5 protein-coding genes and 1 pseudogene are annotated in these 23073 nt (G+C 50.8%); all 6 read right to left on the reverse strand.

Going from position 1 to position 23073, the window contains the following annotated elements; translation table 11 throughout:
• Positions 1–210, reverse strand: a pseudogene (locus tag KXG62_RS23430) (IS3 family transposase); the annotation flags it as partial.
• Positions 211–269: 59 nt separating this feature from the next.
• Positions 270–560 carry a transposase gene (locus tag KXG62_RS23435; protein ID WP_218094447.1) on the reverse strand — a complete coding sequence of 97 codons (291 nt, stop codon included), beginning with the start codon at positions 558–560 and terminating at the stop codon, positions 270–272.
• Between the two features lie 33 nt (positions 561–593).
• The gene (locus KXG62_RS23440) at positions 594–4136 is read right to left on the reverse strand and encodes an NACHT domain-containing protein (RefSeq protein ID WP_218094448.1); all 3543 of its coding nucleotides are present in this window, start codon (positions 4134–4136) and stop codon (positions 594–596) included.
• A 505-nt stretch (positions 4137–4641) separates the two neighbouring features.
• Positions 4642–7884, reverse strand: a complete 3243-nt coding sequence (locus tag KXG62_RS23445; RefSeq protein ID WP_218094449.1) for a Tc toxin subunit A-related protein — start codon at positions 7882–7884, stop codon at positions 4642–4644.
• Between the two features lie 13 nt (positions 7885–7897).
• A complete protein-coding gene (locus tag KXG62_RS23450; RefSeq protein WP_218094450.1) occupies positions 7898–14821 on the reverse strand; it encodes a neuraminidase-like domain-containing protein in 6924 nt (2307 codons plus the stop codon).
• Between the two features lie 120 nt (positions 14822–14941).
• Complete coding sequence (locus KXG62_RS23455) at positions 14942–22729, reverse strand: SpvB/TcaC N-terminal domain-containing protein (protein ID WP_218094451.1); 7788 nt, start codon at positions 22727–22729, stop codon at positions 14942–14944.
• Positions 22730–23073 lie beyond the last annotated feature (344 nt).

A 23073-nucleotide genomic window follows, 5' to 3' on the forward strand; every position in this document is an offset into this window, starting at 1 on the left:
CATAATCCGACGGACGGTACTGTAGCTGGTCTTAATATCTATTTGTGACAGCGCCAGCAAAATACGCTGGACACCGTAATTATTGTTGTCTTCATGTTCCCCGATGATTTCTTTAATGTTGACCAGAAGGCGTTCTTGCCGCTCTTGTTTGGGTCTTGGCTTCAAGCTACGATAATAGCCCGATTCGCTGACAGCCAGTACTTCGCACATCTCCTTGACGGTCCAACGGCCACGTCGTTCACGGATGTAAGCATAGAGCTGGCACGCCTTTACCGCTTCCGGTCTAATGCGAAAAAACCGAGTGCGTCCTTGAGAATGTCATTTGCGCGGCGCAACTCGCCTATTTCTCTTTCCAATTCGATTTCACGGGCAGTCTTCTCGGTAGATGGGTAAGCACGTCCGCTTCCGACATGCGCTCCGTCGCCGTGCAAAGTTCTTCGCTTTCTCCAATCCTGCAAGGTGTGGTAGGCTACGCCTAACTGCTCAGCAGCTTTCTTTGGTCCAATCTCGTCGCTCAATCTTACTGCTTCATCTTTGAATACTTTGTCGTACCGTTTCATTGTCTCTCGTCCCCTCGTCATCTTCATTTTATTTCATACGAGGGTGTTTTTCGACTGCATAATTATAGTAGCACTCCATTGTGCTTCAAGTAGTGTCCACTTTAACCACGGAAGTTCTGGCAGTTCCGAGACTATCCGTGCAATCTGATTGCAAGATTCTAATGTCCCTTTGTTTGACAAGTAGCGTAAAATTCCGTCCCTGAAATCAGCTATCTCTTCACGTGGTCCCACCCAATGTGCCATTTCGTCATCATCATGATTCGGATCTTCTTTATGTGAAAATCTTTTTACCAACCAGATATAAAAATCAGCAAGTACCGTCTCTGACAAAGCTTGAAGTAATTTGTGTCCTTCAAATCTACTTGAAAAAGAAAGAAAAATATCTTGAACAAAATCGGGATAAGACTCTTTAAGTGGCCATACAGTATCCCAGCCGATGTTCCGAGAGTTGTTCAATAACACAGCAGCAGCAATTATGGCTAGCTTACGAGATTCTTCAGCAACTAATAATTCGGGCTTGATTAAAGACTTAGCATATTCCTCTGCTCCGTCTATTTGATGTCGTAGCAAATCATCTAGTAAGCACTTTATAGATTCGGGCATTAAACTCTGAGTCTTTAACTTATTTAAAACCACTTCACCTAATCGAGCACCCCAGCATTCCTTCATTGATCTAATAATAAACACATTAGAATGCTGTTGATTCTCTTTATCTATTAGTTGCATCAAATCTGAAATTACTCTATCAGGTGCATTGATGTAAGCTAACTTGACTAATTGATCATGTATCGTTCTTTCGTCAAGTTCTGACGTTACCCACTGCGTAAAGATAACTGGAGACCAGTTTTCCCAATGAGACGACGTCAAAGATAGCAAAAATTCATAATCTTGCTCATAAACCAACCTTAAAGCTTTATATCCTGCCATAGCTGGTCTATGCCAAGTATCCGTTCCAAACCAGTTGGCGGCTTCCGAATTTTTCTCAAACAAATATTTCCTTGCAGCGGACACGATACGCTCTTCATCATAAGCGTTAACCTTATTCCAGTTTGGTAATGCTTTTATATTAGGCTCATATTCCTTCACACATCTATTCTCTTCTTTAATTCCTAAATCCCAATTTAATCGCCACCAAGCATCTAAATTCCCTGCCTCGAATTCATTCAAACGCAGGCTGATTCTTTCATCAACAGGTGGATGAATTGGTGGATACTTATCTTTCGGCTCTTGCCATTTTGCTATCCTCATGTAACTCTCTTTTAACTCACGAGCTTGTTCAGAGTCTAAAAGGATACTTTGAAAAAAAACTTGGCAGTTTTCAGCTAACATTCTATTATTCTGAACAGCACAATAAAGCAACTCCACATGCTCGGAATTAGACGTATTAAATGTCCTTTTTATCAAGGTAACCAATTTTTGTTGAAGCTCCGGGATGACATCATTCTGTAGCTGTTCAATCATCCACGGGAAATCCTCTGACTTAATGAGCCAAGAAAATGCGGATGAATGAATAACTTCTTGTTCAGCTTCTGTGTTCAATAATGAAAGAAGAAGTGTTCGGCGTATAATCTGATTTTGTAACAAATCTTTGATGTAACTTAAGTTATCGAAATGTACCAATCTTGCACGTATAATATCAGTAAATGCTATACGAACGTCATGTACATCCAAATACTGACCTGCTTTGTTCAGAATCCCATACACTAGATCATCAATTTGAGAATCAAATCGATCATTGACAGCATATTTTAGAACCCATCTTAATGCAGCCGACATGTCCTTAATTTGTATCTTATCGAGAACTTCATAGTTTAAAAACATTCTGTATGATCCAGTGAAATTTCTACGCTTAGGAATAGTAAGTATGGAAAATAGTTCTTCACCGGATATATACTGAGGCCAAAGTGCACTTAGTGCTGCACCTTTCAATTGATCATCAGCATCTTCTCCCACCTCCGATTTGGCTAATGGAAGCAGTTGCCTTTTAGTATCTTCATCTGCTAACTCACACAGTGCATACCCTGCTTGGATTCGAACTTGATAATCCTCATCCTGATCTAACGCAACTTTCAGTAAATCATCCTGTAATCCGCTTAGTTTACATGCTCTTGCTATTCGAATGGCAGCACGCCGTGCCACATAACTACGCTGTTGGTCTAACACATACGGTTTAATTTCTTGTTCAAGAATAGGGTTATTCAATTTATAGAAATATTCATCAAAATCCCAGTCTCTAATTTTTTCTGCATTATATAGCTCTAAAAGACCATCCACCAAAGATTTTTTATCCTCAGTATCTGCACTTCCCACATCACTTCGAAGAAGCACCTGTGGATCACGTTTTATGATTTGACGAAACACGTCTACATTCATAGTTGCTATCCAAGCTGAGACTTCATGGAGTTGTGGAATAAGCTTTTGTTCTGAATCAAGAGGATGTTCAATCAAACTCATAATTTGTACAGGAGACAGTTCACTTTGAGAGACGTATAAAGCTGCCAAAAACTCCGCATACGTTTGATGAGCCCAACCAAAACGATTCAAACCTCTTGAAGAGAATAAACCTGTAGAAAGAGTCTCCTGAATTTCTGATTCAGGAATTGTTAATGAAGCATCTCTTTGCTGCGGATGTTCACCCGAAATATCACTTATGGTTATATCTTCCTCAGGAACATCGCCAAAATTAATATCACGCCACACAGCGAATTTATTAGAGAACACCATCAAGGCTGCAATCCGCGAGGCTACTTTCAAACGATCCTTGGCTCTCATACTCCCTGTATTCCGAGATGCAACTCTGCTTTCATTTGTTTCTTCACAGAGAAGCTCACAGCCTTGCAAATACAGTTCCTTTTGTGTAGATGGAAAGTTACCATGTCGTATATAAAGATTAAAAAGAAACTTTAACGTGATCGGCTTAATTGCAAGTGGAATTACTTCCTTCTCCAATATTTCATTCATGAACCTATCAGCATCTATACCTAGTTCAATTGCTGCATTATGAACATCCACTCTTCGTAATGGTGCCAACTCCATAATCTGGATGCAATCATTTCCCCATAAATCCGATAACTCTCGCTCAAGTAGACTCGGCCAGTCGGCTGTTCGACAGGCGATTCTTAGAAAAAGATTCTTTAGGTTTGGATTGGTCTTATATTTTTTTAACTCTTCTGCCAACAAAACCGCTACATAATCTATCCGCAGTAAGCATTCATCCAAACTATCCAAAAAAAGATGTAGATTATGCTCTCCTTTCAGGCATGCCTCAAACAAAGGGTTTTCAAATATATTTCGGACTAAGCGGTCTTCCGTTCCATACGAACGAAGATCAATCTTGAGAGTAAGATTTTCTTCCGAATTCTCAATACTTCGTAAAGCCTCGGTTTTACCGATGCCCGGTTCCCCCAATAAAATTAAACAAGGAACCTCTGATATTTTATCGAAAGGAACAACATGCTCATTATAAATATGCCCAAACTCCGAATCAGGATTGTAGAGGTAACCTCCATCGGATAAATTGATTGTACCTGTTCGAGGACACCAGAATCTTTTCCAAGAAAAAGTTTTATCGTTCAAGAGAACCACCTCCAATAATTAATAACTTATTCGTCCGAATACGAAAATTCCCCTGCTTTTTTCCACGAGAAAAATAAGCACCAGTTGGGTGCTTATATAGAATAAATCTATAGCATATTCTTCCCAATGCTACTCTATAAAACAAGTAATTCACGTACTATATAGACAAACGATTTTTCAATACTATAAGCGAACCTGCCACATCTCATTTTCGAACCATCAATATTAACGATTCTACATGTGTGGAATAAGTAAATTTGACAATCGCTAGATGTAATAGTATTCGCCGATTATCAATGACTTCTAAATCAACTAGATCCAGTAAAGGGAATCGCTCAAGCGCTTCATACTCAGGCAAATGAAGCGTAAATAAACATATACTTCCGCTTCGCTGGCCATCATGACTTCAAGGAAAATTCAGATACATTGGCTGAAGCTGACATTGGCATCTATATATAAGCATTCTCAAATCCGTCACATCTATTCCTCAATGCCAACAATAAGCTTACTGCAACGAATATTTAATCAACACGAATACATTACTTTGTGCTTCACGTTTCAAGACGTCGCTTTCATCCAATGACATATCGAATTTCCCATGGTCCGTTAACTCCGTGGTCAACTGGGTCAAGTTGAGTTCATCCGCTTTGGACGACTTTACCTCGTCGACATCGATCAACGCGAGACGTATTTCGTCGATATGGATCGTCTTACCACTTGTGAAGTAGGGAAAATAATTCCTACGTATCGTTCCCTTAAACTTGGCTGTACTTCCGGGCGTGGTGAACAGGTGCCATTCGCTCGGGAAATCATGCCTTAGGCTGAGCATTAGCACCAGCCCCGACGTATTGGCCTCGCTTACCTTGTCTCTCAGATCCTCATAAGCTTTATTGCGAAGCAGCCCTCCGCCTTGTCTTGCCATGTACCGGATATGCAGTATGACGTCGGAGATGGTGTTGTAATCGAATTGACGGAACTCGGGCGGCAGTTCCAGCTTCCAAGTACTCAACGCGCCGGCCCCTTCAAACGGTAAAAATCGCTCGTCGCGCAAATTCGTTTCAAACATGCCGCTATCGTTCGTACCGCTGCTGGTCACGATCGATTGGGCCGCTCCGAAATAGTCCGTAAACCGCGTATCCTCGCTGCCCTGGCGAGCATAACTGTCGTCCTGCAGCAGTGGAGAGGTTCGAATCGTGCTTCTGAGCAGCGTTAACGTGCAAGTTACATTGGTATACGGCCCGGATACGGACGGAATGGACAAGCTGACGTATTTGATCCGTCGCATGTAATGCCCCGCGCCATCGAGGTCGTACAACCACTCGGGAATGACGACGACCTCGCAGCGGCCGGTCGTTTTCAATTCAAGCAGCTTCATTGGATCAAGCTGCCGCAGCGAAACGTGCTTCGTCAATTCGTACTCACGCTTGTCGTTCTCGTGGTATGCCGTCTCCATCCGCTTCAAATCTAGATATAGCGCTTCTCCGGATAGCAGCCCTTTATGTCCGCCGTCCCAATAGTTGAACTTGATGTAATCGATGGCATCCACTTCCGGACGCATCAATTCATGCTTCATCGTCTTTTCCGCCTTGCGGGCGATGTCGAAGGCGAACCGGTAATACTCGTAATAGAGGCGGGTGAGCTCGCCTTGCATCCATACGTATAGCTGCTCATTGGTAAACTTGCTCGCGAGTTCATTTTTAATGTTTTCTTGCGATTTGATCTGCTCATCCGTATTGTTATATTCATGTTTGGCATACTGCTCGGAGATGGCGGAGCTAATCATTTGTCTTCCGATGTGCTCCAATTCCAGAGCGGCCGTTCTGGCCGCGAACACCCACTCGTTGGCGCGGCGCTCGTATTCAGCTTTCTTCATGGCATCGTGCGCTTTCTGATCGTTGATCGCCTCTGCGATATGGATTCCAGCCATGGCAAACTTGCCGGATTCCGCTATAAAAGCTCCTCCCGTCATTTCCACACTATTAAATGCAGTACCCATATAAATGTTGGGTATCATGGAAAGCCCCGAAGTTACGGCCGCCGTACCTGCGGCTGCAAGCTTCAATCCCTTCGACCATTCGCTGTACGTATTTAACGAATCGTATTCTCCAACCAGCAGGCCTAACTTGCCGTCGCCTTTGATGGCCGTGTCCAAATAATCGGGCACCTTGACGGGCATTCCGTTCTTTAAGACTTGCGCGATCCATTGCCCTGTGTAGTTATCCTCGGTTACGTCTTGATCGAATCCTTTGGCTTCGATCTCGTTCGCATCGAGACCTGATTGAATCAGCCGGTTATAATAGCGGAATTTCTCTAACGCGATCTTACTGCTTCTTTGCAGAGCGACAGTGGCCTCCTCCGCTTGCTTCCACTGCAGGAATCGAACGTCTTTCGACATCCGATGAATCTTGACCTCGTGTTCTTGCCGAAGAAAGACAAGCTTCTCCCCGTCGCCTTTTTCAATAGCGGTTTGCAGCGCATTGCCGAAATTTCGCACCTCGGCGCAAAGCTCCAGCGCTTTCTGCATGAGCGGCAAAGCGCGAACGGGCCCCATCGGCTGATTCAGTCCGCCGATCACCGAGCTGAGGCTTAATCCGGCCGCCGCCGCTTTCACAAGCAAGCCCGGATCGATCGGCGGATCGAACAAAGCCAGTTGATGCTCCACGCCTTCCATATTCATGCAATGGCGAATCTTGAAGAGCCGATCGGCTACCGTATCCCAATAGCGAAGCATCTTATCATTCGGCGGGAAACAGAAATACATGGCTCGCCCCGTACCGAATAGAGCTTCTAAAGCGTCGGGATCAGCGCCCTTGATATTCCGGCTGCCAAAGTTGAACGGGATCTTCCCTTCCATCTCGACCGCCATATTGCCCATCGCGTCAAAGCCACCCTGCCGGTCCTTGAGCTGTTTAAACGTCAATGGAGGAACATGACCCTGCGAAGGCTTGCGCTGCGGACGTTTTCCAAGAATATGGACCGCCATGACATACAGCATCATTGCTTCCTGGACGGACTCGCGCGTATCTTGTAAAAATAACGAATCTCCCCATGCAATTACATTGTCCAAATATTTCATGACCACATTGTACTTATAGGCGACGTATCTTGTTCTTGCAATCACGTGCGGCTGAAACGGTTTCTGCAGCATATCTTTGTAGCCGTCAAGGATGGACTCCTTCAGCTCCTGATGTTCCGGATCGGTACTGGAAAAGAGATTAATCACGTTATAAATGTCGGTAGGATCGTTCTCCGGCCGGAAACCGATAAATTTCCAATACTTCTTCTTGGCATCCGGCTCACGGTCGGTAGGGTCGAAGATCAAATGAAACCAGCTTTGCGCTTCGGCGAACCGCTGATTTTTGCTTAGATGCACGGCAATCGCAAGCGGAATATGAAACAATAACTCCCAGTTATAGTTCGCGTACGGACCGCCTGCACGAACATCGATGCTTTTCGGAAAGCTTTTCACGCTGCTTACTCCGATTTTATTTACCGGCTTATACGTTTGTTCAAAATCGTCAACATGCAGCGATTGCAGAAAATTCGGATCGAGCATGCCGGCGACCGAGTCTTGAAGCAGCTTCTCCTTCAGCTTGCCGACAAAAGGATGAAAAAAATGTTCAAACGTATATGTAATTTGCGAGTCTTTTAGCGCAGACTTTGCAGCCACTTGAAGCGCTTGTTCCCCTATATATTTCCAAATCCCCTGTTGAAGCATCTCGGAATACAGATCTTTCAGATTAGGCATGGACGTCTCCCTCCTATCGACTCCGGGTTAAATTCGTTACCAAGGTTCCGAGGGGGCCAATCTCTTGGTCTCCGAATCGGATGGTCCACGCCGGATCTATTTGTAAAGCCATGTCGGGCAGCTTGAACCGTTTGGCAGGAATCGTATTTGCATCGTCAAATATTAATTTGGGCAATACTTTAGGTGTGAAAACGTTAGAAGGAAGAAATTTGGAAGCAGGCTTCCATTCCGGATGAACCAGGAAAACGTGACGGGTATCCCAGACAAAATATGGCGCCGTCCATGAAGCAAGCTGCCCGTCCATTTCATTGTAAGCCTGAAGAGACCCATTATCGTTTGGATATGGACCTCCCTGGCTCTCCCCCATCTTAAGGATCGTATCCGTTCTGGAAATCGCATTACTCCCTCCGGCTCCGCCAAACGGATTGGGCACCACAGAGTACGGTTTATCCCCGTATAGGGCAAAATACCATACTTCCAGCCCGTCGCTAGTATGATGAACGGTACGTGTTATGTTGAATTTTTTCGACTCCGACTCACCGATTTCTATTGTATTGGGTTGACCGGTTACGCTGCGCAATCGGATCAGCCAATCGCCGAGATAACGGATGCGAAATACGAGATCGGTATCCTTTCGCCACTGCATCGATGAAGGAAAAAAGGATGGAGATAGCGGTCCGGAATGCTTGCCGAGCTTTTTCGCGGTTATTTTTCGTTCAGGCAGCCATTTTCCGTTATAAAACTCGCTTAAGCACAATAGGATCTCAGGATATACGCCTCCATCTTGACCGGAAATATTTTGGAGCTCCAGCCAAACGAGCAGCAGACGGTCGTTCCACACGACAGGCAAGGGAGAAGCGCCTTGAATGTTAAACGGAATTTCCTCCCAGTATGTCCAAGCACGGTGCTCTTTGCGGCGGTAATAGTGTTTGCGGCTTGCATCCGACGTGCGGGCGACAACATGAATGATATCACCGCTGCCTTGATCCGGATTGTTTTCAACATAATGCATGCCGCACGGCTCCAGCTGAGATAAATCATCGAGCTGCTGCAAATAGTTCAAATAGACGGCTTGGGCCGCTTCTTCCGTAATATCCCGCTGCAGCAGTCCGCTAAGCGCCTCCTTGTAGAGCGAAGATGCATCCATTAACAGTTCGGGCTCCAGCCAATTTTCCGGATAGAGGAATACCTTGCGGTTCGCTTCCCACACCCGGTACCGCTTCATCCATTCCCACAGCTTGGCATCTATCGATGACGGGGACACGCGTTCCTCCAGGTTCATCGAACTCCGTTCCGTGAACAGCTGCACCGCCGCGGTCGCAAACAAGATTCGTGTCGTTTGCATGCAGGGCTCCATCTCTACGTCCATGAGGAAGTATTCGAACAGTTTCTCCGGCGTGTCGATATGTTCCGAGTCCTTCTTCTGAATCATCTGGTGGAGAATATAGGCAACAAGCGCATCGCGCTGCGACTTCCGCATCTTGTCGTTTACCGACTGAATGGCATTTGTCCATTCCTCCTCGTCGTATCGGGCTCGAAGCGCGGCGTTCAGATTGCGCACGACGGTCCCGTCCGGCTCGTTCGTTGCTGCATGGATCAGCGTCGATGCCGGAACACGAAGCTTTTTTAGAAGCTGATAGGCATCATAAATGGTTCGAAAATGATCAAATCGAGACAGCTCGTTTAAGGTGAGGTTGAATCGTGTAAGCAATGCATCGAGTGAGTCCTTCTCCCAGCGAGCCAGCTTATAGAGCAAGCTGTCCGGGTAACGTGAGCCAGCACCGGGCTTGCCCTCCTCGACCTCTTTCAGTACGGATAAGAGCCGTTCATCGCCCGGCGAAAGCTCGGCTTTAAGAACGGAGTAATCAAGGAGTCCGTGCACAACGTCAAGAAGCGATGCCGAGGTCTCGGAGTCCGGGTTCCCCGTAACCGGCAAGCTGTTCAGCCAGCCGGTCTTCTCCGGCAGGTCTCCAACCCGCTCCTCGATCCGATATTCCGCACTAGCGGCGATCCAGGCGAACTCCGCCGTAGTAAGCTTCAGGACAGACATCAGCGCGTTGGCTTTAAGGAATCGAACATAATCGGCCTGCATGCGATCGACCAAAGCCTGCGGGTATAAATAGGGGGCCGGAATGATCTCTCTGCCTTTGTCACTGGTTTCCCATCGTACCCGCAGCCGGTCCTTCACTTTCTCTACTTTGAGAGAAATTTCAACCCATGCTCCGCCCTTGAATTCGATGGGCTCGCTGTTAAATCGGGTCACGCCGTCTTGATCCAAATCAAGCGCTATCTTCTCGCCGCTAATCGTAAGGGTGACCATAGCGTCCGCGTCGGCTTCAATGAGAAAATTGTAAAAACCGGCTGCCGGCGCTTCCAAGTAGCCGCTCCAGATACCTGAAATAACGGACGCCGGCGTCGGCTTTGCCGAAATGCGGCTGCCATCCGCAGCGGTGAACGCCAAATCCAGCACACCCTCGGCCGGGCTGATATGATCCGCCTCGTCGTTTTCGCCAATCGTCTCCCGATGGTAAAACTGGACCGACAAGCCCGGCGTCTCCATCGCGATAAAGTCTTGTAACGCAGATGCTCCAACATCGTCGGCTGCATGCAGAACGGAAGCATGATCCAGCAGGGCAGCTGCCGTATCGGAATCGGAGCCTGCAACCGTAGCTACGGTCTGAAGGGCGTATTGACGCTTATAAACGGGCTTGAGATCGAGCATCAAGCTGGCGAATAATTCGGCGGTTCTGATCTCAAGGGGATATGAGCTCGAGACATACTCGTTATATCGTCTGTAAAGCTCAGGATAGCGTTTGAACAAAACTCTAGAATTGTGGTGAATTTCATCGATCGCCTTCTTGAAACGATCGCTTGCGTCCGGCAAACTTTTAAGCTCATCACGCATGTCGTCAGGCATGACGCCTGCGTTAAATGCAAGCTGCTTGCGAAGAGGGTCATAAGCCAAATGTCCGGCCGCGGTATCGATTATGTCCTGCTGCAATACTGTCGTGTCGTGGGAGTAGCTGATTTTCGTAACGGCGGTGTTGTCAATAATTCCGAAGAAGCAGTCTACCGCTTCGATGCCGTATACAAGCGCCATCTTGGATTTTGCTATTTGGCCGTCAGGGTCCCCGGCGATGTTAAACTCGTTGTCTATCGAGGCATACCCGTTACGGAGGGTACGGGCGATCGCCGTCATTTCACTGGCTGCGGGCGATTGCAAACCGCCGATATCCCGATTCCAAATCAAATACAATGCTTGGGACGGCTTAAGGGGAGCCTCGCGCAGACGCTCGATGAGCCCGATAAGCTGCAGCATTTGCGGATGTACCGGATCAGGTGCAGCGAACGGGTCGGTGCCTGTACACTGAATGAGCAGCAGCAGCTCCTGCACGCTAAGTCTCAGCTTGCGAGCCAGCCACCCTCTCCGGTACACGGAGGAGACGTTCACCAGATTCAACGGGGTGTCGGCATCGTAGCCAAGCGCCCCCACAATAAGCACAAACTCATCATCCGTAAGCTGACACGCTGCCCGCAGCGCTTCCCGATGCGCAAGCAGCTTTTCCGAACCGGTTAAATAACCGCCGTACCCGTTGTCGGTGAACGCCACGTCCTGCCTTACCTTACTCGGGCTGAGAAACAAATTCCGGTAAAGCGAAGACGATCCGTACGTATCGATCGAAGCAAAGCATGCCAGTAAAGGCAGCAGATCTTTGCTTGCATTGAGATTAAGTGTATTCATGACTCGCTTTACGATACCAAGGCGCGGCAGCAGTACGAGAAAGCCTTCGTCGAGCTTTTGCAAATTCAGCAGGTCGTCGGGATCGTTTGGCGTCAAATGCGCCGGGTACAGCGCCGCAATCGCCTTATCCGTCTGTTCCATCGACCAGCCCAGCTTCCGCCACAACCGGATGAACCGGATCATGCGAATAAATTCGAACGGCCGGATGAAATCCGTTATGTTCTGTTTGCCGGGATCGGTGTATCGGAACGCCATTTTACCGTAATCGGATAAATCTTCCTTGCCTTCCTCGTTCATCAGCGTAATCAGTCCCATGATGCTATCGTAATGGGTACGGACCCATGCCTTCATATCGCCGCCATATTCGGATACGTCAAGTGCCGGCGCCAATTGCTGCTCGAACTGTTCGTCCGTGAGCAGCCCTTCCTTAAACTTTTTTATCGTGTCAAAAGAAACTCCCAGCCGCTCCAGCTTAGGGATGATCGCAAGAGACGGATTAATAAACCGGCACATCAGCAGCTCGTTCAGCTCTTCGTAGGTAAGCCCAAGACGGCGCGTAAATTGCAACGGATTCGACAGCTCCGCCATCATCTCTTGATCCGTTACGGCCTCCGAATACCCGTACAGAAGTCTCAAATTCAACGTATTGTCCGCACTCAACGACAACGTCCGATCAGTGAGACGTGCATATTCCGCACGGGATAGCCGAAGCTCCTCCATCCATATGTCTCTCCAGCCGAATGCATCTTCATCTGCACGCTCCAGACTATCGCTTGTCCGCAAAGCTTCCATCACTTCCTGTAGCGACAGCTCAAACTTTTCCAAATGACAGCGCAGATTTTCCAGAGGCTGATGGAACGGCAGCGAAGGCGGGAGAAGCGGCGCTGCTCCACCCTCAAGAACAGGCTTGCCGGCCACAATCTCATAGGCCTTGTCGCTGATCATCTGCGTTTGCGGACCGTTTCCGGTAAAGTCCGTCAAATTCAGTCCGTGTACGATATAAAATTCCAGTGTTTCAATGACAAGATCGATATACGGAATCGTTGTGTTCGTATTTTCGCAGTCCAGCGGGATATGCTCGATCTCCGGGCGGCGTTCCAGCAGAACCGTCTGGGGATTGTGGAACCCTCCCGGCACAACGGAACGATCCAGAAAACGCAGCAGCTCCACCAAGTAGGCGGCCGGACCGTGAATCGATCTGCACTGCTCGCAAGCGAAATAATCCATATTGCCGAATAGAGCTTCCAGCGCAGGATACGCAAGAACGTCGGATGCATTTGGATTCGGATTAATATACCGCGGCTCGCTGTGTGCGCCGATCCCGGGCGCATTCCGGGTTGTGGCATAAGATAATATCATGTTCACAACCGTATGATTCACCTGCATCGCTCTTTCATAAATCTTCAGGGCATCCCGCTCGCCGCCCAAATCGTTCATGAACATTTGGACAAAATCATCCTTTTTGTATTGAACGACCGAGCGGGCGGAATCGAATCCCTTAGCCAGCATCCTGTTCATCGATTCATAAGTCGGTGCGATCTGATTGACCCGCTGTATACGTAATATTTCCTTCGTCGCACTCTCCGAAAGCCGAATATCGTGCTGCTCAATATATTTCTCTATGGGATGCATCGCAAGCTCGAATTTTCCCGCTTGTTCGTTAAAGAAGGCATGAATCTCATCCTTGAGCCGAATATCAGCCAAGGGTGTTTCGTCGTTTCGGATCATACCGGCGACGACATCTGTCGGAAAGCTCATTTGCATCCTCACCGCTAACAGCTCGGCATATCGTTCGCGGCGCTGGAGCTCGCCTTCTCCGGAAATTTCCGAAGGGACCGGACTCGCCCCAATCGCACGCATCCATGCATCCTTTCGATAAAAGCCTTGATCCATCAACTGCCGGATATCGGAGATTCCATTGTCGGCGTGAACGGTTTCGTGCAATGTACGCATCAGCGGAGCGTTGTTATAGGTGAGGCCGGCTAATTGTCCGTCCAGCTTCAACCGCTTCTCGAGCGTTTCTCCGAACGTCGCTTTTACCGATTCCCAGAACCGCTCCTCATCACCCGAATGCTCTGTGTAAAGGCTTGCAAATTGGTTCAATGGGCCCTCATCCGTGCCGAGCGAAACCGATACGATTTCCTTAAGCGGAGATAGACCGATCGAGGCATTTCTGTCCAACATTTTATTCCGAGAGAGCTGTTGAAACCGCTCCAACGCGGTAGGCAATTGTCCTTCCAAATAGCTCGGGATCATGCCTTCAGTTAACGCCTGCTTCCACACCTGCTCCACTGTCGATAAGCCGATCTGGTAGATCGATTCCGCTTGTGCCGGAACTCCCGCCCGAAAGAGCGCGTAGAAATAGGCGGGGTCGATTGCATACGCATTCCCTTCCACCGTATCGGCGCTGAATTGGTCGGCCAATGAGGCCAGCGCAACCGCACGGGCGTCCCAGCCTGTCTTATTCGCCAAATACGTTATATCCTGACGGCCGTCCTTTTCATTCAAATCGCGCAGCCGCCCGCCGAAGTGTCCGGATAAGCTCCGGAGCATCGTCTCATATTCGGACTTCATTGCGGAAACCGCTTCATCACCCAGTTGCACGTCCAACGTCACTTGTTTTGCGATGGCGACATTGTACTGAACTTCCGAAGCCCCGAGGAACGCATTGTCTTCCCCGAACACTTTGGCTTGCAGGTCGGGAAGCGATTTACGGATATCGTGCCGAAGAAGATCCGTCTCCGTGAACGAGACTTGATAGCTGCCGTTCTCGTCGGTAAACGTCTCGACAATAGGCGCATCGTCACGGCCGACGTTTTTATCCACGATCTGTACCTTCAACCCGCCGACAGCCGTGCTGACATGGCTTGTGACGCGGCCGCCGGTTTGGTAGGCCTGACTCTCGCCGAACGCCCCGGCTTCCTCCAATACGGAGTTCAGCATGACGGCCGTACGCTCATCCACTGTCCCGGTACCCGGAAGGCCACGTTCCTCCTGGAATATGGCGACCAGCTTCTTGGTTATATCTGAAAAGGAGCTTTCCGCTTGTTCGGAACGCAGCCCTTCCACGAAAAACCGACGGTCCGATTCATCGAACCGAAACATGTTTCTCTCCAGCAGCCAGATCAAACCGTTCTGGAGATCGGTTACGTGCTCTTTGTTCCGCGTATCGAACGGGAACGTGATTTTGTTCATGGATGGGCCTCCTTGGTACACTCACTTGTGTTCCTGTATTTTTCACCGTGCCGCTGTATCCTTGCCCGTTTTTTTTAACGATAGGTATCCGGATCGGCCATATTCGCTGCAAAGCTCCTGTCATTGCGGAGGTGGGATGATCATGCGTTTTAACACTTGTTGCGTAATTTCCTCCTCAACCGCTTCTACACCGACTCCCTCGGCGATTCGTACGCCTCCTATGCGTACGCCGGTTGTTTCTACACCCACACCTTCAGCGATTCGTACGCGTACAACGGTCGATGCAGTGGTACCTACGCCGTTCGTTGCAGTCGCCCCCCCAGCTTTAGCAACTCCACCGAAAGCACCGTAAAACATACCGCCTCCAAGATTAAGGATTTGGCCGAACGCGGCCAACGTATTGATGGTGCCTCCTGCAGCGATGCTCATTCTTACTTCGCCATGAGCCTGGGCTTCCGCATTCTGATTAATGTTCGTCTTCAGCATTTGCTGCACACGATGAACGTTGTTGTTCGCCAGCTCTTGTTCTTTCATCGCCCTTTGCACCAATTTGACAGCGGTTTTGGTATCCATACCGGGATGGTTCCGCATGACGGTTGCTATGATTTGCATCTCCCCTTGCGAATGTACGGATACTTCTCCCGAAGAGTGCAGAATGGTTCCGTACCCTTTCGGAATAACTTCCAGTTCCGAAAGAACTTTACCTACATTCCCTCTTCGAATGATCTCATATCGTGATGTTGATATTTGAGTATTCGGACTTACCTTGAGCTTATCTGCAATCTCAGCGACCTTCGCTTTATCGGTTGCCGATATGGTTACGGCCTTACCGGACAACAGGTGGTCTCTTATCTTCTTCTGCGATTCGGTAAGCTCCGTTTCCGCACTCAGTTTCGATTCGATCACGATCCAGCCTTTTTTATCTAACCCGAGGCCGTCAAGAACGGACTCGACTTCCTTTCCGTCAATTGTAGCCTTGACCGTGACTTGCTCTACCGTCGGTATTCTCTCTTTGACTAAGTCCAGAACCTTTCTCTCCCATGCTTTTCCGGCAGCGAAATGTTCGGCACTCTTAGATTGCGTTTGCGTACCTTTAGGATCCACCCATCGAACAGGGTTGCTCTGAACGTATTGGTATATGTTGGTCCCGTCCCTAATCCCAATCGGATCACAGCTCGTCCACCTCCCCACCCAAGGAGCGTAATACCTCGCGCCGTGATAGCTAAACCCCGTCTCCTCGTCCCGCTCCTTGCCAGTGTAGCGGTAACGTTTCAAACTCACCTCGGCGGCGCTTCGTCCGGCACAGTAAGCGGTGCTGCCATAGGGCGTGTACTCCTCATAGGTAATCACGGCAGCGTTCTCATCCAATTCCAGGCTTGCAGAGCCGAGATGGTTGCCGAGCTGGTAGCGAACAAGGGGCTGTGGGCTAACGATCAGAGTTTGATCTTTGATCGTCTGTGACTCAATCAAAGCCACTCGCTGCTTATCGTCCATCACATGCAGCGTTTCGCGCTCCAACTCGACCGTGCCGCCGCTGTATTCGCGATACACCTCATACCCGCCGAGATAAAGGCGCTGCTTGCTTCGTGTGCCGGCTTGCGTTTCGGTCACTTTACGGACGCGCTGGCCCGCCGCATCATAGACATAGTAAGTAGCTGCGGGTGCAGTACCGGATGGCGGGTTGTCGCTGGTAACCATCCTCGTCGTTGAGCTTAACTGGTCTTTGAAGTCCCAATTCATTTGTTGCAAGTGCGGCATCGCCGTCATGTTGCCATGCAAGTCATAAGCATATTTAGCGCTGTATCCGCCTGGTGATGCGACATAGCCCGGCAAGTTGTCAGAATCGTCAGGCACGCTGGTGGCGAGCAAGCGGTTGCTGTCCCATGCATATTGGTAACGCCGGTTCCAAATCACCTGCCCCGGCTGCTCCGGGCTGCTTCCTGCGCGATGAACCATTTGCATGATGTTACCGACCTCGTCATAGTGATACGTCTCGACGTAATTCTGCAGCGCCTGGCAGTCATTAGGCAGCTTGGGCACAAAGCGGGAGCTTTCGTCCCCATCATATGGCCGGCCATTGCCCTTGTGCTCGCGTCCGCTGGCTGCGATCAGCCTATACAACGCATTGTAGCGGTATTCCGCTCCCGGAAGCACACACTGGTTGCTATGAAACACAAGATCCTGGGCGTTGTCGCGAATCCGAGTGACGTTGCCTACCGGGTCGTAGATGTAATTCAGGTCCTGCAATAGCGCGCCGTCACTCGCGCGAGTGGTCTTCAGCCGCTTTAGCCGAGAGGTCCTCGTATCATAGTCGTAACCGGTCTCCGAACCGTTGCCGTATCGCAAAAGCACACGCTGCCCTTTGGCGTTGTAGGCTATGTTCTTCACCGGCTGCTGGCTTGCCGTAGGAGCGGCAAGCAGCGCTGTCGGTTCGACCGGTTGACTAAGCCACACGTCCACCCGCTCCAGCAGCCCGGCCTCATTGTAGACCGGCTGGGTGATGTTGATGCGCTGCATAGGGGCCGCTGTACTGTGCGGCGCGATGATTTGGACCGGCCGGTTCAGCGAGTCGTAACGAGTGCCAGTAGTAAACGCTTCCGCTTCCAATGCCGGATTCCGCGACCAATCCGGGGTCGATTTGTAATCCGCCGTCATCTGGCGCACCATGCGCAGCGGATTCCCCTTGAAGTCATAAGCCTCGCTGGTAACCAAACCCGCCGTGTCGTATTGCTTGTACAGCTTGCCGCGCAGGTTGTGCTGCTTATCGTTCTCCTGCCCTTCGCCGTATACAAGCCTTGCAAATTGAATTTCCCGCGCAGGATCGGCACCAGTGACGAAGGAGCCGATCGGACGCTGCAATTCATCGTAAGTCATCCTGGTTAGGAACAAGCGGCTGTTCCAGACGAACATCGGCTTACCCGCCGCATCATTCAGCATCCAGCGGTCGCCCGCATCCATGCTGTGCTGAAACAGCGGCCGGCCTGCCAAGTCGTAGCACGGCGAAAAGCCTTGCGGATGCAAATTGTTCGAGTCATTGAACGGGTGAAAACCGCCCTGCAGCTGCGGCGTAATGTATTGCATCACCCGGTTGCCACGCGCGTCTTGCACCCACAGCGGCTTGCCTTCGGCATCCAGCTTGGTGAACGTCACATATTTCTCGTCCACCGTTGCATCATTCGATATCACCCGGTTGTGAGCGATCGTGACCACCTCGCGCCCGAGACTGTCGAGTATCGTCACCGCAGGCGTATCCGCATGCTCGGCGGCGAGCCGGGCAGCGCGCCGCTCCTCCGTGGAGGCGGTGGGCGCACTCATCGCGGCAAACCAGGCGTTGCCGGCTTCCTTTACCGTGTCGTTGGCATCGTAATGGGCCGCATACCACGGTGAAAACTCAACACGGCTGTAGGAACCGTCCGGCGCTTCCGTACGTATCGTCCTTCCGATCGCGTCATAATAGACCACCGGTGTCACGCCTACTTCGATAGGCTCCTCGAAGCGATGTCCGACCGCCGGCGGGCTGAAATACGGCTCATACTGTTTAACCGGCTTCCCTTTGTTGTTAAGGATCGTTTTGCCGCTGGCGACCCAACGCAAAGTCCCGCCGGGCTGTTTCGGCTCGGCTTGCACCTTGTTCACCAGCACGCTGCCCGTCCCGTCCGAGTACTCAAAGCCGCACTGCACCGGGCTGTCCGGTTCGTCAGCCGCGTGCCGCTCACGCTGGATGGTGCAAGCGCAGGCAGGCTGCTGCCCCCAGACGACCACGCCGTTTTGGACATTTTCGCCGAAATAATACACATGCCGCATGCTTGCACGCTTCAGCAGCTGTTTCGCATAAGCCTCGTCATAGTCTTGTAAGATGAAAAACTTTTGCAGAGTATCCGAGTCCAAGTTCAGGTTTGCGTCATCAAAGCCGTTCAGACTGTCGGCTTCCGTGCCCTTGCCCATTACCGCCATTACGGCGGGCATGCCCAAAATATCGAACCGCACTTCCGAAACATTATCGTTTGCATCCTTCATCCGACATGCGGCTAGCACGCGGAAGTCGAACTCGACAACCTCGGTCCGGCTGCCCAGCGCGTCGGTGCTGGACTGGATGTAAAGATCCCGCGGGTCATAAGTCAATGTCGTCAGATTCCCAAAGGGATCGGTGAACCGCTCAGGCAAAAAGAAGTGCTGTGGGGCGTCTGCGTGAAAGCCGGCTACACCCGAGCACATCCAATACTGACCGGTCGAATTCTCGCCGAAACGTACAGCCAAGTCGGCACCGTTTAGGTAGCCGCTTGTCTTCTTGTCCGTCAGCGCCGCTAGGACGTCCGTGCCGATCTTGTTCCCAAACACGATGCCCAGTAGGTCATCGGTATGTGCGAGCTTGTAGGTTTCATACGTCAAAGCGAGCGCATTCAACTGCCCCAGCATCAGCGGCCTATCCAGCGCAGTGTCAAAGAACAGCGTGCGGGTATGCTCCACGATGCGCTTTTGCGGCGAGACGCCGTCCGGCAACCTATGGTAGGCGATCTCTTCAACTTCCATGCCGCTGTCCTGGTAGTGGTCGCTCAATTTGCAGGCGCGCAGCTTATGGAGCGTAAAGTAGCGATCCGTGACCGGGATGCTGGTAACCTCATACGTCATCACCTCGCAGGGCAGTCGCAGCCGGCAGCTGTCCGGATCGAGCACGTCGTTGGTGTAACGCGTCTCGGTATAGGACATATGCCGTTCGGACTGCACGTGCCGGATCAGCTCCAGTGCATCGGCCTTCAAGGCGGCATCCGCATACTCGCCCAGGCGAGGATAGACCGCCGTGACCGATTGCCGGACGTTGCCGTATTCGTCAACGCTCAAGTTGAGCGTATGAACGATGCGCGGATCCGGCTTCAGCTGTTCATCGCGCATGTCCAGCTCATAGTGGTAAGTGATCGCTTCGCTCTCGGTGACGTGAAACACCGCATGCGGATTGGCTGCTTTCGGCTGTACGAGATGAATGTGAGCGTTACGGCAGGCAGCCGTGAATAGCTTGACCGGTTTATGCGTGCCGGCGGCCAGCAAGTCCACGTCAAGCTCATATACCTCTTGCCGGAGCATCATGCCCTTGCAGGCGCGCAGCGCTTCGCGCCATTCGTCGGCATTCAGGTTCAGTGCATCAAGGTCAGGCTCGGGCAATACATTCTCTTGGAATGCACCAAGCAATTGCGCACCCGTATGCTCATTTTGAATGCCGTTTGGAAAATACTCTTCTTTAAACTGTTCAAGTATGCGTCGGTCTTCGAAAAAAGCCCCGGTATGATACCAGGTCACCGTTTTGACAGGCGGCTGATACAGCGTCTGGTCGCCGGTGATGTAGGGACTGCTTGCGTTGCCCCCGGCAAACTTGCCGTAGCTCTCCACATCGACCTGTTCCACGCGGCCAAAACCGCGAAACTCGCGCTCCGGCCCGTCAAAGTATCCGTGGTGGTAACTGTAAGTGGTTGTGAATGTGGTTTGGCGCCACTTGTCATGCACCGTCACTTTCTCCACGCAATGCACCAGGCTGGGCAGTTTGGTGATCCAAGGCTTCCCGGCCTGCTTATCCAGCAGGTAGAACTTGGTCGAAGGCGCATACTCCACCGTCGTCTCCGCGCCCAGGTTGTTGACCGTTTTTACAAGCAGGTGCGGCTTTTGCCCGCCAATCAGGTTGAGGTAACGAAGCGGACTTCGCGCATCGCACGGCAAAGAGGATGACCAGACGAGGCACGCCGTTCCATTGCCGAGGAGATCCGCCACTTGCACCTGAGTGAAATCATCGGGCGCGAGGAAATGTCCGATCATTGTCGGATCGCTCCAGCTGTTACCGCACTGATTGAAATATACATAAATCCCGCCGGAACTTAGGTATACGATGTCCGTCGTCCCCGAGCCGTCGATATCGGCCAGCCGGATGCGGCCGGGATCGAATTGATCGTCATGGTCGAACCGGGGCGCGTGATCCATCGTCACCTTTGCACCGAAGCAGCCATAGCCGAGATTAGACCAATAGCACACCTCCTTGTTACGAATCCGCACAATATCTGTGAGTCCGTCGCCCGACATATCCGCTAAGTAAATGGATTGCTCTTCATCGGCAAAAACGATGTGCGGCCCCTTTTCTTCATCCCACGGTCTGCTCTTGCGCCGCGCCGCCTCAAAGCCTTCTTCGCCGAGCGAGCGATGCCACATGAATGCGTCGTCCTCGCTGATCAAGATATCCGCTTGTCCGTCGCCGTCCAGATCGATGAACTTCAGATTTGGGTCGCTCCAGTTCACATGGGGCGTAGAGGCGAACGGTACGAACGGCTCCCACTTCCCGTCCATCGTTCGTTCGTAAAACCCTGACGTCGGGCCTGCATATTGCACCAAATCCGGACAGCCGTTCCCTGCCAGATCGAGGAGCTGCGCTTGCCCCGCCAACGACATCTCAGGCTTCAGCGACACCAGCTCCATCGGCGCGAGCTTCGCCTCCAAGCGTTCTCCATCCTCACGGACAACCAGGTTGGTCGGGCTGAGGTTGCGTTTGTAGAACCAGGCATTCGCCTGCTCTGTCAGTACGCCGGACATCCCTTCGCCATCGAGGTCGACGAACAAATAGTTGGTACCGTCGATCCCGACCGGTACATTTGCGAGGCTATCGTCGCCTATCTCATGCACTTCCGCCTGAATGACGGCTTCGCTGTAGGTGAACTCCACCGGTGGCAGCGCCGCGGTCAGATAGCTTCCGTCTGCCGTAAGCTGATAGCTGTTTTGCGTCACTTTGATGAGTTTGGAATAAACCGGTGTAGGCGAATTGGAACGTTCTTTGTCTGCCTGGTAAGTGAAATCCGTCGAACGAACAAGACCGTCATAACCTTTCTGTCCTTCCGGATCATCCGGGATATGATGAAACATCAGTATGCGCTGACATAGGCGGTGGGTACGTATTTCGAACGTTGAGCGGTAAACTGAGAAGGGGTCCGGGCGAGACGACCATATGCCGGTCTCTTGAGGTGTGGGGGTGGTCGCATCGTGCTCGCCATAATCGAACACGATTTCAAAATACCAATGATGATCGTCCGGCGGCTCCGGCCACGGTCGGTCTGACAAGAGGTCGGGAAAATAAGGCGTATGATTCCCATAGCGGATATTCTTGAGGTATTTGTTGACGGTACGGCGAGGATCCGAGCGATCGCCGCGATTTCGCTGGTGAGCTAGCGAAAGATCGATATTTTCGCCATTTTCCGATTTGTATCGATAGGTGATCGCATTTCCCTTATCATCGTAGCTCTCGCTGATGAGCCAGCTGAAAATGCGTTCCGGATGCTCCGGATCGGCGATGCGCGAATGCTCGCTTCTGCCGTACCAGGTGGTGACATTATCCTTCGAAATCGAACGCCAAAAGACATCCTCCGGCCTAGACGCATTGGTCCATCGCTCAATCCGGGCGAACAGTCCTTCAACACGCGGGCGATAGCGGTGAATGAGATAGCTTGTCCCGTCTACCGTACGCGGCGGCAGCTCCTCTCGCTTCCAGCTTCCCTGAGCATCCTGTCCGAGCACGGGCACCAGATCTTCGGCACCGGACAAAATGAACACATCCGACTCCTGATCCCGGTCATCCCGGTACTGAGGCAACCCCTTATCGGTTTTGCGCGTGATGGAGGGAAGCGACAGACCCCACCCGATGCCAAACGGCCCATTGCCCGCCCCAGAGTCATACGATAGGGAAAGCTGCGGGCCGAAGCCCGAGCGGCCTGGGCTGGTGGCTATTGGAACGGTCATGGAACCGGTCCCCGTGACCGGATTGGATGCGAACTTCTCGCCGATGCTGCGGATCGCCCCGCCTCCTTTGGGCAGCGAGATCGAAGGTGCCGTTAGCGCGTGCTCTTCTTTACTTGGACTTGCTTCCTTGTCCTGCAAGGACATGGTGGTCGTCACTCCTTCAGGGTCTCTTTGAGCATGTATGTGATATGTGAAGTGTAGGTGAATCAAGCAAGGTAGTCTTTCTTTGTAGGGGAGGCCATGCGCAGAACAAATATAGTATAGAAGCGGGGAATAAAAATGTCTGTCGATTATTGTCAGCCTAGTACTTATGATGGGGGAAATTGATTCGAAAGAGATATACAGACCTCTGGGGAGAGAACGGCTTTGTTCCTTTGGCTCAATTCATCAATCCCTATGCCCAGTGCCGCGGACACAAGAAAAATATCCCTGCATCACGATTCACGATGATACAGGGATACTATTTTTTTCAAGACTATTGTGACGCG

The organism is Paenibacillus solanacearum (assembly GCF_910593845.1).
Lineage (GTDB): Bacteria > Bacillota > Bacilli > Paenibacillales > NBRC-103111 > Paenibacillus_G > Paenibacillus_G solanacearum.

Bases quoted from the DNA above. Each gene is read 5' to 3' on its own strand.
- KXG62_RS23455 (WP_218094451.1), bottom strand. From the start codon at position 22,729: ATGTCCTTGCAGGACAAGGAAGCAAGTCCAAGTAAAGAAGAGCACGCG.
- KXG62_RS23450 (WP_218094450.1), bottom strand. From the start codon at position 14,821: ATGAACAAAATCACGTTCCCGTTCGATACGCGGAACAAAGAGCACGTA.
- KXG62_RS23445 (WP_218094449.1), bottom strand. From the start codon at position 7,884: ATGCCTAATCTGAAAGATCTGTATTCCGAGATGCTTCAACAGGGGATT.
- KXG62_RS23435 (WP_218094447.1), bottom strand. From the start codon at position 560: ATGAAACGGTACGACAAAGTATTCAAAGATGAAGCAGTAAGATTGAGC.